Here is a 13,694-nt window from a genome sequence, read left to right on the forward strand (position 1 = left end):
CCACCACAACAACAACCAGTCATGGATCGCTCCGGAGCAACTTTTCAAACTTACCCGATCCCCCACCCCAACGCAAATCCATGTTTCAGGATTTTCATCGGCGGAAAGATCATCCCCACCTCTTCTGCGGTCCTCAAAGGCCCTGCCAGATTTGGTCTTCGTTTGGGGGTTTTGGCCGCCCGCGGTAACCAGCTCTTCGCTGTCTCCCCCGCGGCGACTTAGAAAACAATACACCCCCACACCCCACCCCGCAAATCCCCTCCGGAAGGGGTCCCAGGGCCCGGGATTCCGCGCCAAAAGGCGGATGTCGGCACTCCAGCAGCCATTCCGCCGTCGTACTTCTTTTCTGTGTGCTGCACCACTACCTTGATCTCGACAGGCTGTCACCGGGGACAGGCTCAATCACCGGGCGTCGCAGGAAGCCGCAACACCCAGCGGCTTAAACGGCAAAAGGGCCGGCAACCGTGAGGTTGCCGGCCCTTCTCAAGCAGCTGGTATCAGCGGGGCTGGATTACCAGGAAGACTTGGTGATGCCCGGGAGTTCGCCCTTGTGGGCCATGTCGCGGAAGCGAACACGGGAGATACCGAACTTCTGGAAGGTACCGCGGGGGCGGCCGTCGATGATGTCGCGGTTACGCAGACGGATCGGGGACGCGTTGCGGGGCAGCTTCTGCAGGCCCAGGCGGGCTGCTTCGCGTGCTTCGTCGGTTGCGTTTTCGTCAACCAGGGTCTTCTTCAGCTCGAGGCGCTTTGCAGCGTAACGCTCAACGATGACCTTGCGCTGCTCGTTGCGAGCAATCTTGGACTTCTTAGCCATGTTTAGCGCTCCTCTCGGAATTCGACGTGCTGGCGGATCTTGGGGTCGTACTTCTTCAGAACCATGCGGTCCGGATCGTTACGACGGTTCTTGCGGGTTACGTAGGTGTAACCCGTGCCCGCAGTCGACTTGAGCTTGATGATCGGACGTACGTCCTTGTCCTTAGCCACTAGAGCTTCACCCCACGAGCGAGAATGTCGGCGACGACAACGTCGATGCCGCGTACGTCGATGGTCTTGATGCCCTTTGCAGATACCTGCAGCGTGACATTACGGCGCAGGGACGGAACCCAGTAGCGCTTCTTCTGAATGTTCGGATCGAACCGACGCTTGTTGCGGCGGTGCGAGTGCGAAATGCTGTGCCCAAAGCCCGGCTCGGCCCCGGTCACTTGGCAGTGTGCTGCCATGACTTCTCCTCAAGAATTGAAAGTAATGATCCGCATATCTGCTGCTGGACCATGCTGCTAAGGGCGACCCAAAAGTGAAGAAGGGCAACGGTTAGTCACGCAACTTGAGCCCCTAACTACCGGCCACCCTGGAGAATTTACCGGGCAACCGGAGCAATTGCGCACGCTCCGCGCACTTAGCGCCTACCAAGTCTACGAGTTCACGCAATTAAAGACCAATCCGGCCCCTGAGGGTGTATAAGAGGCCGCTTCCGCTAGAGCCGTGTCAGCTGCGGATACTTGGGCTGCAGGCCGTCACCGGAGGACTTTCCGGTGACCCTGCGGACAACCCAAGGACCGGCGTACTCGCGGAACCAGCGGGCATTCGCGCGGATGGCGTCCAGGCCACTCAGCTCAGGAACAGGGGTCATCGGCGGGACGTCGATGGAGTGGTCGTGTTCCAGGACGTCCAACACACGCTTGGCCATGTTCGCGTGCCCGGCCGCTGACATGTGCATGCGGTCCTGCGCCCACATGCCCCAGTCGTAGTACTCGCTGAAGCGCCAGTAATCCACCAGCAGGGCACCATGGTCTCCGGCGATGCCGCGGACCAGTTCGTTGTAGATGGCCGTCCGCCCGCGCATGGTGCTGAATACCTTCGAGCCGCGGGCGTCGAAGCCGGTAAACATCAGCACCGTGGCTCCGGTGGCGCGCAGTTTGGCGATGGCGTCGTCGTACTCCACCAGGAGGTCGTCAATGTCGATCCGGGGCCGGAGGATATCGTTGGCACCTGCGTAAATGCTCACCAGCGTGGGCTTGAGCTCGACGGCGGCGTCCACCTGCTCAGCCAGGATCTGACGGAGCTTCCTGCCACGGATGGCGAGGTTGGCATACCCGAAGCCCGGGTCCGGGGCCCCCAGTTGCTCAGCTACGCGGTCTGCCCAGCCACGGACCCCGTTGGGTCGGGTGGGATCGTCGTCGCCCACGCCTTCGGTGAAGGAGTCACCAAGGGCCACGAAGCGGGTTGTGAAATCCATCCCGCCAGTTTGCCATCCGTTGCTGGGGGCAACCAAGTTCCCTGCGGTTCCCTGCTTGGCCGGCTACGCGCCCGGGGTCTCCCGCAAAATCCAGTGGTCCGAGTCCAGCCGGCCCACTACCTTCTCGCCGATCCGCGCCAGATCCTGGACGTCCTGCTCGGTGAGGGCGTCAAGGAACAGATCCCGCACCGTCTCAACATGTCCGGGCGCCAGTCCCACTATGGTCGCCATGCCTTCCTCAGTCAGGTGCGCTGTTGTCACGCGGGCATCATGCGGGTGCGGCCGGCGTTCCACCCACCCCCGCTTCTGCAACTTGGTCACCACATGCGAAAGCCTCGACAGGGAAGCGCTGCTGCGGGCCGCGAGTTCGCTCATCGGCAGGAAACGCTCCTCCGCCTCCGAGAGCATAGCCAGGACGGTGTAGTCGAAAAGGGACAGTTTCCCCGCTGCGTGGAGCTTCGTATCGAGGGCCGCCGGCAGCAGCGTGTTGATGCTTACCAGGGCCAGCCAGGCGCGGCGTTCGTCGGCATTGAGCCAGCGGGGTTCGGTCATGAGCCCATTCTACGGTGGGTTGATCTTTCAAGTAGAGCCCCGGTGCGGCGGTAGGCTGGGCGCATGTATGTTGTCTCACTGACCTACCGGGTTCCGCAGGACATCGTGGACTTCCACAACGATGCGCATATCGCCTGGTTGCAGAAAGCCTTCGACGACGGCGTGTTCATCGCCGCCGGACGTAAAGTCCCGCGCACCGGCGGCTTGCTGCTCTCCCGGGCAGACCGCGAAACCCTTGACGCCAGCCTGGCACAGGACCCCTTTTACACGAACGGCGTTGCTGACTTCGAAGTAGAGGAGTTCCACGCCGGCAGGGTGGCTCCCGGTTTTGAGAACCTGCTGGACAGCTAAATCTCCTGCCCGGCCCCTGTCTGCTCCCGCAGCAGTTTCTTCAGGCCACCCTTGCGCGGTACCTTGACGGGGTCGGGCCAGCGCGGAGTGAGGGCGTCACCGAGCGTCACGCCCCGCAACTTCCGGCCGAACAGCGGGAGGACCCAGTCGCGGACCCAGCGCCGCTGGCGGAGTTCCCACTCCCGCAGGCTGAGCGGCGCCGGCGGTTCCCAGTCCTTGGGCCGGATCTTGTGCGGCACGCCCAGCTGGTCCAGCACCTGCCCGGCCAGGTATTTATGCCCCGCTTTGGACATGTGCAGCCGATCCGAGTCCCACATCCGGCGATCGTGGAAAGCGTCAAGGCACCAGTAGTCAACGAGGACTGCGTTGTATTTTTCTGCAATGGCCCGGACGCGGTTGTTGTAGAACGTGTTGCGCTTCTTTAGCGGCTCGAGCAGTGCTGAAACCTTGACGTCGAATCCGGTGAAGAGGACCACCGTGGCGCCGGTGCCGGCGAGTTGGGCAACAAGCTGTTCGTAGTCCGCCGTGAGCGTCACCATGTCGGTCTTCAGGTCCAGGATGTCGTTGCCGCCGGCATAGAGCGTGACGAGAGTGGGCCGCATCCGCAGCGCCGGCTCCAGTTGTTCGGCTACGACGTGCCGCAGCCGCTTGCTCCTGATGGCCAGGTTGGCGTACCGCCACCCAGGCTGCGCTTTCGCAAGCTTCTCGGCCACCCTGTCGGCCCAGCCACGGACGCCATTGGGCAACCGCTCATCCCGGTCCCCCACTCCTTCGGTGAAGGAGTCACCCAGGGCTACAAACACCCGCCGCCCGGATGCAGGAAGCAAGGATTCACGCGCCACCGCTCCAACCTAACTGCACAAAGGAAAGCAAGGGCGACGCCGGGATGAACAGTTGGAAAGCTGGCGCCGCCTTCTAGGCGGCGCCAGCTCGGTTCGAACCCGTCACCCCTGCCGTCGGGAATGGCTCGTCATCATGGTGTCCGGGAGCCGCTGTCCGTCTGCATACCTCCGTGGACCGGTCGGAACTCCCAGGTGTAGGAGCCATCCGCTTTCAAGCTCATCCTTAGGTGGCCCCAAGTGTCGCTGAACTTCCGCTGGATGTAGGCCGGGTCGCTGGCGAAGGAGCGCAGACCGATACCGCCAGTGGAGACCTGGAACTGCTGCATGCCGTCCGGTACGCATTGGTCCGCGTTGTTGACCGGGCAGGTCCGCTCATAGTTGTGCTGGGAGCCGGACAGCAAGACTTTCACCCGGTTGTTCCAGAACATGTCGATCCAGGGCTTCGCCTGGGTGAAGCGGGTGTGGCTCGATGTGTTGGACGTGAAATAGGGGTCATGGTAGACGACGGCCAGATGCTTCCCGGCCGCCTTTGCTGCCTTCAAGTCAGTGTCCATTTCGGCGGTCATGGCCTGCGCGCGGGACGCGTTGTACCGCCACGTCGCCGTGGGCGCCACCAGAATATGCCAGTTGCCCTTATCGAATGAATACCACTCCAGCGCATCCTGGAAACGGCCCAAAGTGGTGCTGGTAGCGGACTTCGTTGTGTTGACGCATTGGCCGTCCATAAACCGGTCCACGTCATCATTCACACCCGGCTCCAGGTCGTGGTTTGGGCCCGCGGTCCAGTATGTCTTGGCCTTCAACCCGCCCCACAGCGTGTTCCACGCCGCGAGCGACGAGCAGGTCCCCTTGTCGTACTGGAAGTCGCCGATAGCGAGGAAATTGTCCAACGAACCGTCATTCAGGCCGCCGATGATGCTGGCAGCGTTTTTACCGGACGCCGAGCTCGCCGACGTATTTCCTGAAGGGTTCATGTCACCGACGGCGGCGAATTCGAAAGAATCACCCGACGGCGGAGTGGTAGGCGTCGGGGTGGGAGTCGGGGTCGGCGTCGGGCTCGGGCTTGCGGTCGGAGTCGAGCTGGTCCCGCCTGCTGCCCGGTAAACACGTACCCAGTCCACGCGCATTTCCCCAGCACCGTCAGCAGTGGAATCCGGGAACCAATCCAGCTGCAGCGTCTGATGCATGCTGCCTGGAGGCTGGTGGGTCGGATCGTTGTCCTCGAACCACTTCACGCCATCCACATAACCGACCATCCCGGCGGGAGACCAGTCCACTGCGTAGTTGTGGAACTGGGAAACGTCCAGCGTTTTGCTGGCCCTGGTCTGGGAGTTGCTGCAGGAGAAGTGCTGGAAGAACTTGATCATGTTCCAGTCGCCCGTTGTCTCAGCGAAATCCACTTCGCCGTCGCAGGGCCAGTTCCCGCTGTCCGGCCACAGGATCGAGACCATGTGGTACTCATTGTCGCCCGACCCGGCGGCGCGGACTTCCCACCGCCCGTACTTCTGCCGGGCGAACTTCGCCGACATGCCGGCGGTGGTCCCGTCAGGTGTTCCGTTCATAACCATTTTGGAGCCGTCCACTTTTACCTGCCCCGGGCTGCGGATGCCTTTTCCGGCGTGCCCGGCGCTGTTGTACACGCTCCATTTGGTTGCGTCCGGGGCCCCGGTGTAGTTGAACTCATCCCCGGCCACCGGTGCGCCCCAGTTCTGCGTGGTGGCAGCCTGGACCCCGCTTGGATCAGTCGGCGCGGGCGTTGGGGTAGGGGTGGGGGTTGGCGTGGGGGTGGGGGTGGGGGTGGGGGTTGGGGCCACGGAGTTAGCCGCGGTAGTGACCACCAGCTTTGGGCGGAGTGCCGCGTCCAAGACCTGGTTCGATTTGAAGCCCAGCCACTTCTGCACGCTGGATTCGAGCCTGAAGTTCTGCTCACCGCCGGTCGCTGTGACGCCCTTGGTGACGTCCCATTCCACCCAGGCGCCCGTGGCGAACCCGCCGGTCTTGCCCAGCCAGGTCCCGCGCGCCGGCGCGTTGTTCCAGGTGACGCCCGTTTCGGTCCATGTGCCGCTCGTGGTGTAAACGTCCACAAACTCAGTCGATGTTGCTGCGGCCTCCGAGTATGCCCGCAGCTTTGCCGAGACGATGTGTTCCCCGGCGGGGACCTGGACGTTGAACCGCAGCAGACTGTTCCGCGAGATGCTTGTCCGGCCCTCGGTGGACCATCGGACGCTGGTCCCGAAGTTCTCTGTTGGCCGGTCCGCCTGAACGTAACTGTCGGCGGTCGGCGCGAATGTCAGCGCGCCAACAGCGTTCGCCACGCTGCCCACGACGGCAAGTGAAACGAGCATAACTAAAAGTGTCAGGACGGAAACGGCTGGCCGGAGAATGGATTTCATGGCGTGACACCTTAAATGGTCCGGTTGGAATATCCGAATCATATTCTTGTCACACCCTGTGACACCACATCTGCCAGTACTGGCGGTTCTTGAAAATGTGTGTTAAGTGGCGTCGAGGGCGGCAAGCGTTGGCCGTATCCGCGTACCGGTCTCAGCTGCTCACCGATGATGTGCCGCAACCGCTTGCTCCTGATGGCCTACTGCCGTACTCCACCCGGGCTGTGCCTTGGCAAGCGGGGCAAAGAACAGCAAGGACGACGCCGGGATAAGCAGTAGGTGAGCGGGCGCTTGCCTTCAAGCGGTCAAAAGTGAGCGGGCGTGGCAGGGGGCGACGGGAGGGACGTCCGGCAGCGTGCGTCTAAGCGAGGAACGAGCGAGCACGCAGAGGATGTGCCTCCCGGCGGCCGAGAACTACCCCTCGGCTTTGCCCTGCCGCCAGTACCCCATGAAGGCAACCTGCTTCCGGTCGACCCCGACGTCCCGGACCAGGTACCGCCGCATGTCCTTGATGACCCCGGCTTCGCCGGCGATCCAGGCGTAAAAGGGCATGGCACCGGCGGGCATGTCCGGGTTTTTGGTGGCTTGGATTTCGGCGGTTTCCATCCGTGCGGGGGTCTCCCAGAGGATGTCCTCGTCCACATTGACGTCCTCGGGCTCGGGCCCCGCGCCGCCGTCGGCCGCTTTGATGCCAACCCAGCCGGGCACCGGCACTGCCTTACGCACGGCCTCCTGGAGCAGTTCGCCGTGCGGGCGGGACCGTCCGATCGAGGCACCGCGGGCGAGCCAGGTGATTTCCACGTCGGCCGGTGAGGTCAGTTCGAGGAAGTCGCCGGCTTCGGGGACTTCCAGGAAGGCGTGGCCGGTCATGTATCCGGGCAGGCTTTCGAGGATCGCGGAGATTGCCGGGATGGCGGTCTCGTCGCCGGCGAGCAGGATGCGCTGCGCCAGTCCGGGACGCCATTCGATGCCGGAGTAGATCTCGGCCGTGACGCAGTGTGCGGCACGGTTGTTGGGTCCGATGATGGTGATGGCGTCGCCGGGCTTGGCATTGAGGGCCCAGTTTGCGGCGGGCCCCCCGTTGCCGTGCTCGTCAAAGTGCATCACGAAGTCCACGTCGATCTCGGGGTACACGGCGTCGAGGCGGGCCTGCCGGACGGTATACGTGCGCATGGAGCCGCGCACTGCCGGATCCATAGCCAGCCATTCGCGGTACCAGCCCGCTTCGGCCATCTCAAAGACCGGCAGGGGAAGCGGTGTGCCGTCAGCAGCGAGCGACGGGATCATCAGCTTGATCCGGAGGTCAAGGGTGTCGCCGTGGACGCCGAAGTCCCGCAGGGAGTATCCGCCGAAGGTGATCCGCCGGAAGTTGGGGCTTAGTTCCTGCACGGAGGAGACCGTGACATCGAAGGCCAGGGTCATGGGCTCGGTGGCGGCGATATCGCGGGTCTTCATGAAACGAGCTCCAGTTCGTTGGCAGGGACGTGGTGTCGGCCGATGGGAATGATCAGCGGGGTTCCGGACACGGGGTCCGGGATGACGCGGGATTCCAGGTTGAAGACGTTGCGGACGAGGTCTTCCGTCACCACGTCCCCTGGTGCGCCGACCGCCACCACCGCACCGCCCTTCATGGCGATCACGTTGTCCGCGTAGCGGGCGGCCAGGTTGAGATCGTGCAGGACGATGGCCACGGTGGTGCCGCGCTGGCGGTTCAGGTCCGTGACAAGGTCCAGGACCTCCACCTGGTGCGCGAGGTCGAGGTAGGTGGTGGGCTCGTCGAGGAGCAGCACCTCCGTTTCCTGGGCCAGTGCCATGGCGATCCACACCCGCTGGCGCTGCCCGCCGGAGAGTTCGTCCACGTTCCGCTCGGCGAGGGCCAGCGTTTCGGTGGCTTCCAGCGCGCGCTGCACGGCGGCGTCGTCCTTTTCGCTCCAGGTGCGGAAGAGCCCTTGGTGCGGGTACCGCCCGCGGCCCACGAGGTCGCGGACTTTGATGCCGTCCGGCGCGGTGGGGTGCTGCGGGAGCAGGCCGAGGACGCGGGCCAGTTCGCGGGCGGGGCGGGAGTGGATGTCCTTGCCGTCCAGGGTCACAGCACCGGAGGCCGGTTTGAGTAGCCGGGACAGGCCGCGCAGCAGGGTGGACTTTCCGCAGGCGTTGGCGCCCACGATCATGGTCACCTTGCCTTCGGGGATTTCGGCACTGAGTCCGTCCACCACGCAGCGCTGATCGTATTTCAGCGTCAGGTCCTTGGCGTTGAGTACAGCCACGTCAGGCGTCCTTTCGGTTGGCCGTGACCAGGAGCCACAGCAGGAACGGGGCACCGAGCGCACCGGTGATCACACCGACCGGCAAAACGGTGCCGTCCAGCAGCAGGGGGGCGAGGTTGGCGGCGGCGTAATCGGCCGCGAGGACAATGAGGGCTCCCACCAGGGCCGACGCCGGGAGGCTGGCTTTTCCGGTGAAGCGCCGGGCGATGGGCCCGGACAGGAAGGCGACGAACGAGACCGGCCCGGCTGCCGCCGTCGCCACTGCCGCCAGCGCGACCGCAATGACCACCAGCGCGAGCCGGGTGGCACCTACCCTGACGCCCAGGCCGGCGGCGGCGTCGGGGCCTAACTCCAGGATGCGCAGAGGGCCTGAAATGGCGGCAACCGCAGGAATGAGGACCACGAGGGACACGGCCAGGACGCCGGCGCGGTCCCAGTTGGCCGAGTTGAGGGATCCGTTGAGCCAGACGAGGGCGTCGGCGGCGGTACGGATATCGGCGCGGGTCATCAGGAAGTTGACCACGGCCTGCAGTGCGGCCGCGATTCCCACGCCTTCGAGGATGAGGCGGTTTCCGGCAGCATCGCCGCGGCTGGTTGTGCGGAAGCCGCCGCTGGAGATGGCATAGATAATAGCCGCGACGACGAGTGCGCCCGAGAGGGCAGCACCGGACACGGCGGCACCGGAAGCACCGAACACCACGATGACCATCACTGCTGCTGCGCTGGCGCCGTAGCTGATGCCGATGACGTCCGGACTGGCGAGCGGATTGCGGAGCATGGTCTGGAACAGGGCGCCGGCCAGGCCAAACGCGAGGCCGATCATGGTGCCGATCACCGCACGGGGCAGCTTGTTCTCCATCACGATGAAGCTGGCGCCGGGGATCTTCTCACCGCCGGTCAGGTGCGCGAAAAGGATTTTGAAGAAGTCCGGGATGGTCACGGTGTAGCTGCCCAGGAGGACTGTAATCGCGAGGAGGACCACAACGGCGACGGCGAGGATGGCGGTCCGGTTCAGGCGCCGCCCGGCCCGGCGTTGCCCTATCAGTTTTGGTCCCTTTGGCCCTGTTTTGGCAGCGTTAAGTGATAGGTCAACGGGGGATTTGGTAAGTGTCACAGTCCCGCCCCCTTGCCGCGGCGGATGAGCCAAACGAACACGGGCGCACCGATCAGGGCGGTCATGATCCCGGCCGGCACTTCGCCGGGCAGCAGCACCACGCGGCCGATGATGTCTCCACCCAGGAGCAGCGCCGGAGCCAGAACCATGGAGAACGGCAGGATCCAGCGGTAGTCGGGGCCGGTGAGGAACCGGACGGCATGCGGAATGACCAGGCCGAGAAATGCGATGGGCCCGGCGAGGGCGGTGGCCGAACCGCACAGCAGCACGATCCCGAGGGCGGTGATGGCGCGGACGAGGCCCACGCGCTGGCCGAGGCCGCGGGCAATGTCATCACCCAGGGCCAGGCTGTTCAGTACCCGCCCGGTCAGCAGCACGATGACTGCCCCGGCGGCCAGGAACGGGAGTCCGGACAGCAGCACGGACCAGCCGCGCCCGGCGATGCCGCCCACCTGCCAGAAGCGGAAGCGGTCCAGGGTGTCCTGGCTGGAGACCAGGATGACGTTCATCAGGGAATACACGCCCGCATTCAGTGCCGCACCTGCCAGGGCGAGTTTCACTGGGGTGGCACCGTCCCTGCCCAGGGAAGCGATGAGGTAAACCACGACGGCGGCGGCGGCGCCGCCGAGGAAGGCGAACCAGATGTACCCGGACAGTGAGCCGATGCCAAAGACGTAGATGCCTGTCACCACCGCCAATGCGGCTCCCGCGTTGACACCCATGATGCCGGGATCGGCGAGCGGGTTGCGTGCCACACCCTGCATGGCGGCCCCTGCCAGGCCCAGCGCTCCGCCGGCCAGCAGGCCGAGGACTGTCCGCGGGATGCGGGCGTGCACCACCGCATGGTCGCCGTCGGCAGGATCAAAGGCGGCGAGGGCTTGCCATACCGTCTCCAAAGGCAGGCCGCGGGCCCCGATGGCCAGGGAGGCCCCGGCCAACAGAGCGAGTACAACGACGGCGGCCAGCAGCCAGGCTGTCCGTTTCCCGTTGGAAGCACCGCCGCGGAACAGGGCACGCGCTCCGGTTCCAGGCACGGAGGTGCCGGGAATCCGCGCCTGGTGGGCCGGCGTCGTCGTACTTTGCGTCACGGAACCGCTGCTACTTCGCTGCGTCCGCTGCCGTGGCCAGCTCGGGCAGGAACGTGTCCAGCGCCCAGGGCAGGCTCAACGGGGAGGACGCAGAGATTGCCAGGACCAGGCTCTTGTTCGCGTCCGCAACGAAGGCGCCCTTCTTGACGGCCGGGATCTGGCCGAGCAGGGGATCGTTCTTGATGGCGTCCGCATCGCTGGCTTCCTCGACGGAGCTTAGGAAGATGTCCGACTCCAGCTCGTTAACCTTCTCGGCAGACCAGGGGACAAAGAATTCCTTGGAGCCTGCAGAGGCCTGCTCGGCGACCGGCGCGAGCTTCATTCCGATGGAGGACAGGAATTTCGGCCGGTTGTCATTGGCCGTGTAGATACCGGTCTGGCTGGGATCCGAGGGAAGGGCGTAGCCGTAGATGAACGTCTTGCCGGCGATCTGCGGGTACTTGGCAGCTTCCTCCTTGACGGTGGCCTCGGTGTCGGAGACGAGCTTGGCTGCCTCGGAATCCTTGCCGAGGGCTTTGCCGATGGTGGTGGTGGCGTCCTGCCAGGAGGTTCCGTATGCCAGCTCCGGGTGGGCCACCACGGGGGCAATTTCGCTGAGCTTCTTGTAATCCTCTTCGGTAAGGCCGGAGTAGGCGGCGAGGATCACGTCCGGCGCGAGCTTGGCGATCTCCGTGAAGTTGATCCCGTCAGCTTCGGAGTACTGGACCGGGGCCTTGCTGGAGCCGAAGCCGGCGCCCAGCTCCTCGAGTGCAGCGTCCTTCCAGGGGGTAGAGCCCTGGCCGTTGCCGCCCCACTCGTTTTTGGGGACACCCACGGGAACAACGCCGAGGGCAATGGAGACGTCGTCATTGACCCAAGAGACCGTGGCTACGCGCGTGGGCTGCTTCTCGATGATCGTTTTGCCGTAGACGTGCTCGATAGTGACCGGGAACTGCGCGCTGCTGGAGCTGGAGGCGGTGGAATCCGCGCTGGAGTTAGCAGGACCTGTGGAGCAGGCGGAGAGGGTGAGCGCCGCTGCGGCCAGAACGGCCGTCGCCTTACCGGCGGATTTGAACAGCGTGCGCCGCGTGGTGCTGGGCCCGGGGAAATGGGGGGAAGTCACTGAACTCCTTAAGTGGCTGAAGCGAACTTAAGTAAGGCTAGCCTACCCTTTGGGCCATTACGCAACGTTTACATCACTTAATCCCTGACGTGAGGAAGGACACACTTCCTGCTCCGGCTGCTCCTTGGACACCGCGCGCAGCCTTTGGCAGGATGGCACTGCCGGTTGCTTGGGCACCGGCCAGTGCATCGGACTCACTGCACCCAAGCCCGAGGCTTTCGAGATAGGACACCAGGAACGATGTGCATGCAGACGGCCCGCCCGGCCATCGCTGCCATGGAAAGCGGGGTGGCCGCTTTGGCCTGCTCCGCGAAGACCTGCTGACCCTTTACCCTCATTCCCCGCATCCCGGGGCTCCTATCTTTCGAAAGCTCAGCCATGCAATCAATCACGCCTCAGCAAATCCGCTCATCGTTCGTTAATGCCAGCCGCTCGGAGGCGGCGAAACTCACCTTGCCCAAGGACTTTGACTCGCTCGACTGGAACAACCTCGACTTCCTTGGGTGGCGGGACGAGAAGATGCCCCTCCGCGGGTACCTGGTAGTTCCCGGCGCGCTGGGCCCCACGGGCATCATGCTCCGAGCCCCCGAGGGCGGCGCGAAAAAGAAACGATCGGTGCTCTGCGAACTGTGCCGGGACGTCTTCTCGAAGGAGGACGTACTCCTCTGGGTGGCCAGGCGTGCCGGCCAGTCCGGCCGCAACGGCAACACCGTCGGGACACTGATCTGTGCCGACTTCCTGTGCTGCGGCAACGTCCGCAAGGAACCGCCGGCCAACGAGATCAACCCGGACCCGGCCGCCGTCGTCCTGCGCCAGATTGACGGACTGAAAGACCGGACTGCCCAGTTCCTGTCACGGGTGCAGGCCAAGTAACAGCAAGAGGAACCCTCCCCCGCAGGGGAGGGTTCCTCTTGCACGGCGGTCAGCGGTAAGTGAAGCTCATCAGCAACGCTTTCAGGGAGCGGCCTTCATCACCCCAGTACCACTCCTTGGCCGCCTCGTCGTTCGCAAACTGCCGACCGTCGAAAAGCACGTCTGCGGTCAGAATGCGGTCGCCGAGCATCACGAGCCCGTATTGCACCTGCCCGTCCGGCGAGACCGGCGATCCCGGCGTTAGTCCCATGTGGTAGGTAGCAGTGCCAAAAGCGTGGTCGACAAAGAACGACGAACTGGGCGTGGGAACCGCAGCGCCGATCAATCCTGGAACCGGGTCCGTCTCGAGGATGAACCTGGAGACATTGCCGGCCGTGGCGTCACCGATTTCGCTGTAATAGATGGCGACCTGTTCCTTGCCGCCGGCATCGTAGACAGTCGCGGTTTCCACGGCAGGGGACGCCGAAACCTGTTCATGCTCCACACGCCACCCCTCCGGGTGGGCAAAGGACAGGCGGCCATCTGGGAACGTGAAGGTCACCGGCCCTTTGGGAACGGGAGAAGAGGTAGCGGCGGGAATGATTGATGCCAGCGGGCTTGCGGCGGCCGCCGTTTGGGCGGCTGGGCCACTGGACGAACTTCCGTCCGCGGCAGGGCCCTCCGCGCAGCCCATGAGGGTGAGGGCTGCAACGGCAGTGAGCGCCATGAGGGTGGCGGCGCGATGTGCTGGGCGCATTTGTGATGCCTTTCAAGGGAAGGCCGTCACACTCCACGGGCGTCAGATGCAGGACCCAGCGTTCCACAAGTACCCGTCAGGAGGATGAAGGCGAGTGATTGATGCCGACCAGCATGGCACCAGGACAGGGCTCCCCAACA

The 13,694-nt window shown here is 64.4% G+C and carries 16 protein-coding genes; 3 read left to right on the forward strand and 13 right to left on the reverse strand.

All coding sequences use genetic code 11. The features are described 5' to 3' along the window. Positions 1-222: hypothetical protein (locus QRN11_RS21810; protein ID WP_285314477.1), on the forward strand; the 222-nt coding region annotated here is incomplete at its 5' end. 289 nt (positions 223-511) lie between these two features. Here the strand turns inward: QRN11_RS21810 and rpsN are convergent. From rpsN to QRN11_RS21835, 5 genes are all read right to left on the reverse strand, one after another. Further along, complete coding sequence (gene rpsN, locus QRN11_RS21815) at positions 512-817, reverse strand: 30S ribosomal protein S14 (protein ID WP_009358853.1); 306 nt, start codon at positions 815-817, stop codon at positions 512-514. A 2-nt stretch (positions 818-819) separates the two neighbouring features. Next, entirely contained in the window at positions 820-987 is a 168-nt protein-coding gene (gene rpmG, locus QRN11_RS21820; RefSeq protein ID WP_013602737.1) for a 50S ribosomal protein L33, read from the reverse strand. Further along, positions 987-1,223, reverse strand: a complete 237-nt coding sequence (gene rpmB / locus QRN11_RS21825; RefSeq protein WP_003798559.1) for a 50S ribosomal protein L28 — start codon at positions 1,221-1,223, stop codon at positions 987-989. The genes rpmG and rpmB overlap by 1 nt, the downstream gene beginning before the upstream one ends. A 254-nt stretch (positions 1,224-1,477) precedes the next feature. Beyond that, positions 1,478-2,239, reverse strand: a complete 762-nt coding sequence (locus QRN11_RS21830) for an SGNH/GDSL hydrolase family protein (RefSeq protein ID WP_142064814.1) — start codon at positions 2,237-2,239, stop codon at positions 1,478-1,480. A 63-nt stretch (positions 2,240-2,302) separates the two neighbouring features. Beyond that, entirely contained in the window at positions 2,303-2,791 is a 489-nt protein-coding gene (locus tag QRN11_RS21835) for a MarR family winged helix-turn-helix transcriptional regulator (RefSeq protein WP_091424190.1), read from the reverse strand. A gap of 63 nt (positions 2,792-2,854) precedes the next feature. Between QRN11_RS21835 and QRN11_RS21840 the strand changes: the two genes are divergently transcribed. Next, positions 2,855-3,142 (forward strand): YciI family protein, encoded by a 288-nt coding sequence (locus QRN11_RS21840; protein WP_091424187.1) that lies wholly within the window; start codon positions 2,855-2,857, stop codon positions 3,140-3,142. On the opposite strand, the gene QRN11_RS21845 is transcribed toward QRN11_RS21840, so the two are convergent. From QRN11_RS21845 to QRN11_RS21875, 7 genes are all read right to left on the reverse strand, one after another. Continuing rightward, complete coding sequence (locus QRN11_RS21845; RefSeq protein ID WP_285314478.1) at positions 3,139-3,984, reverse strand: SGNH/GDSL hydrolase family protein; 846 nt, start codon at positions 3,982-3,984, stop codon at positions 3,139-3,141. The genes QRN11_RS21840 and QRN11_RS21845 overlap by 4 nt on opposite strands. A gap of 131 nt (positions 3,985-4,115) precedes the next feature. After that, a complete protein-coding gene (locus tag QRN11_RS21850) occupies positions 4,116-6,377 on the reverse strand; it encodes a CBM96 family carbohydrate-binding protein (RefSeq protein WP_285314479.1) in 2,262 nt (753 codons plus the stop codon). A gap of 411 nt (positions 6,378-6,788) precedes the next feature. Next, a complete protein-coding gene (locus QRN11_RS21855) occupies positions 6,789-7,829 on the reverse strand; it encodes a siderophore-interacting protein (RefSeq protein WP_285314480.1) in 1,041 nt (346 codons plus the stop codon). Then, positions 7,826-8,641, reverse strand: a complete 816-nt coding sequence (locus QRN11_RS21860; protein ID WP_285314481.1) for an ABC transporter ATP-binding protein — start codon at positions 8,639-8,641, stop codon at positions 7,826-7,828. The genes QRN11_RS21855 and QRN11_RS21860 overlap by 4 nt, the downstream gene beginning before the upstream one ends. 1 nt (position 8,642) lies before the next feature. Beyond that, positions 8,643-9,686, reverse strand: coding sequence for a FecCD family ABC transporter permease (locus QRN11_RS21865; RefSeq protein WP_285314495.1), 1,044 nt, complete (start codon positions 9,684-9,686; stop codon positions 8,643-8,645). A gap of 65 nt (positions 9,687-9,751) precedes the next feature. After that, on the reverse strand, positions 9,752-10,843 hold the full coding sequence (locus tag QRN11_RS21870; RefSeq protein WP_285314482.1) for a FecCD family ABC transporter permease: 1,092 nt from the start codon (positions 10,841-10,843) through the stop codon (positions 9,752-9,754). 10 nt (positions 10,844-10,853) lie between these two features. Then, a complete protein-coding gene (locus QRN11_RS21875) occupies positions 10,854-11,945 on the reverse strand; it encodes an iron-siderophore ABC transporter substrate-binding protein (protein ID WP_285314483.1) in 1,092 nt (363 codons plus the stop codon). Positions 11,946-12,323: 378 nt separating this feature from the next. Here QRN11_RS21875 and QRN11_RS21880 point away from each other — a divergent pair, with 378 nt between their 5' ends. After that, positions 12,324-12,818 (forward strand): FBP domain-containing protein, encoded by a 495-nt coding sequence (locus tag QRN11_RS21880; protein WP_285314484.1) that lies wholly within the window; start codon positions 12,324-12,326, stop codon positions 12,816-12,818. A 49-nt stretch (positions 12,819-12,867) separates the two neighbouring features. On the opposite strand, the gene QRN11_RS21885 is transcribed toward QRN11_RS21880, so the two are convergent. Then, positions 12,868-13,554, reverse strand: a complete 687-nt coding sequence (locus QRN11_RS21885; protein ID WP_285314485.1) for a hypothetical protein — start codon at positions 13,552-13,554, stop codon at positions 12,868-12,870. Positions 13,555-13,694: the final 140 nt, after the last annotated feature.

The organism is Pseudarthrobacter sp. fls2-241-R2A-168, assembly GCF_030209335.1.
Lineage (GTDB): Bacteria > Actinomycetota > Actinomycetes > Actinomycetales > Micrococcaceae > Arthrobacter.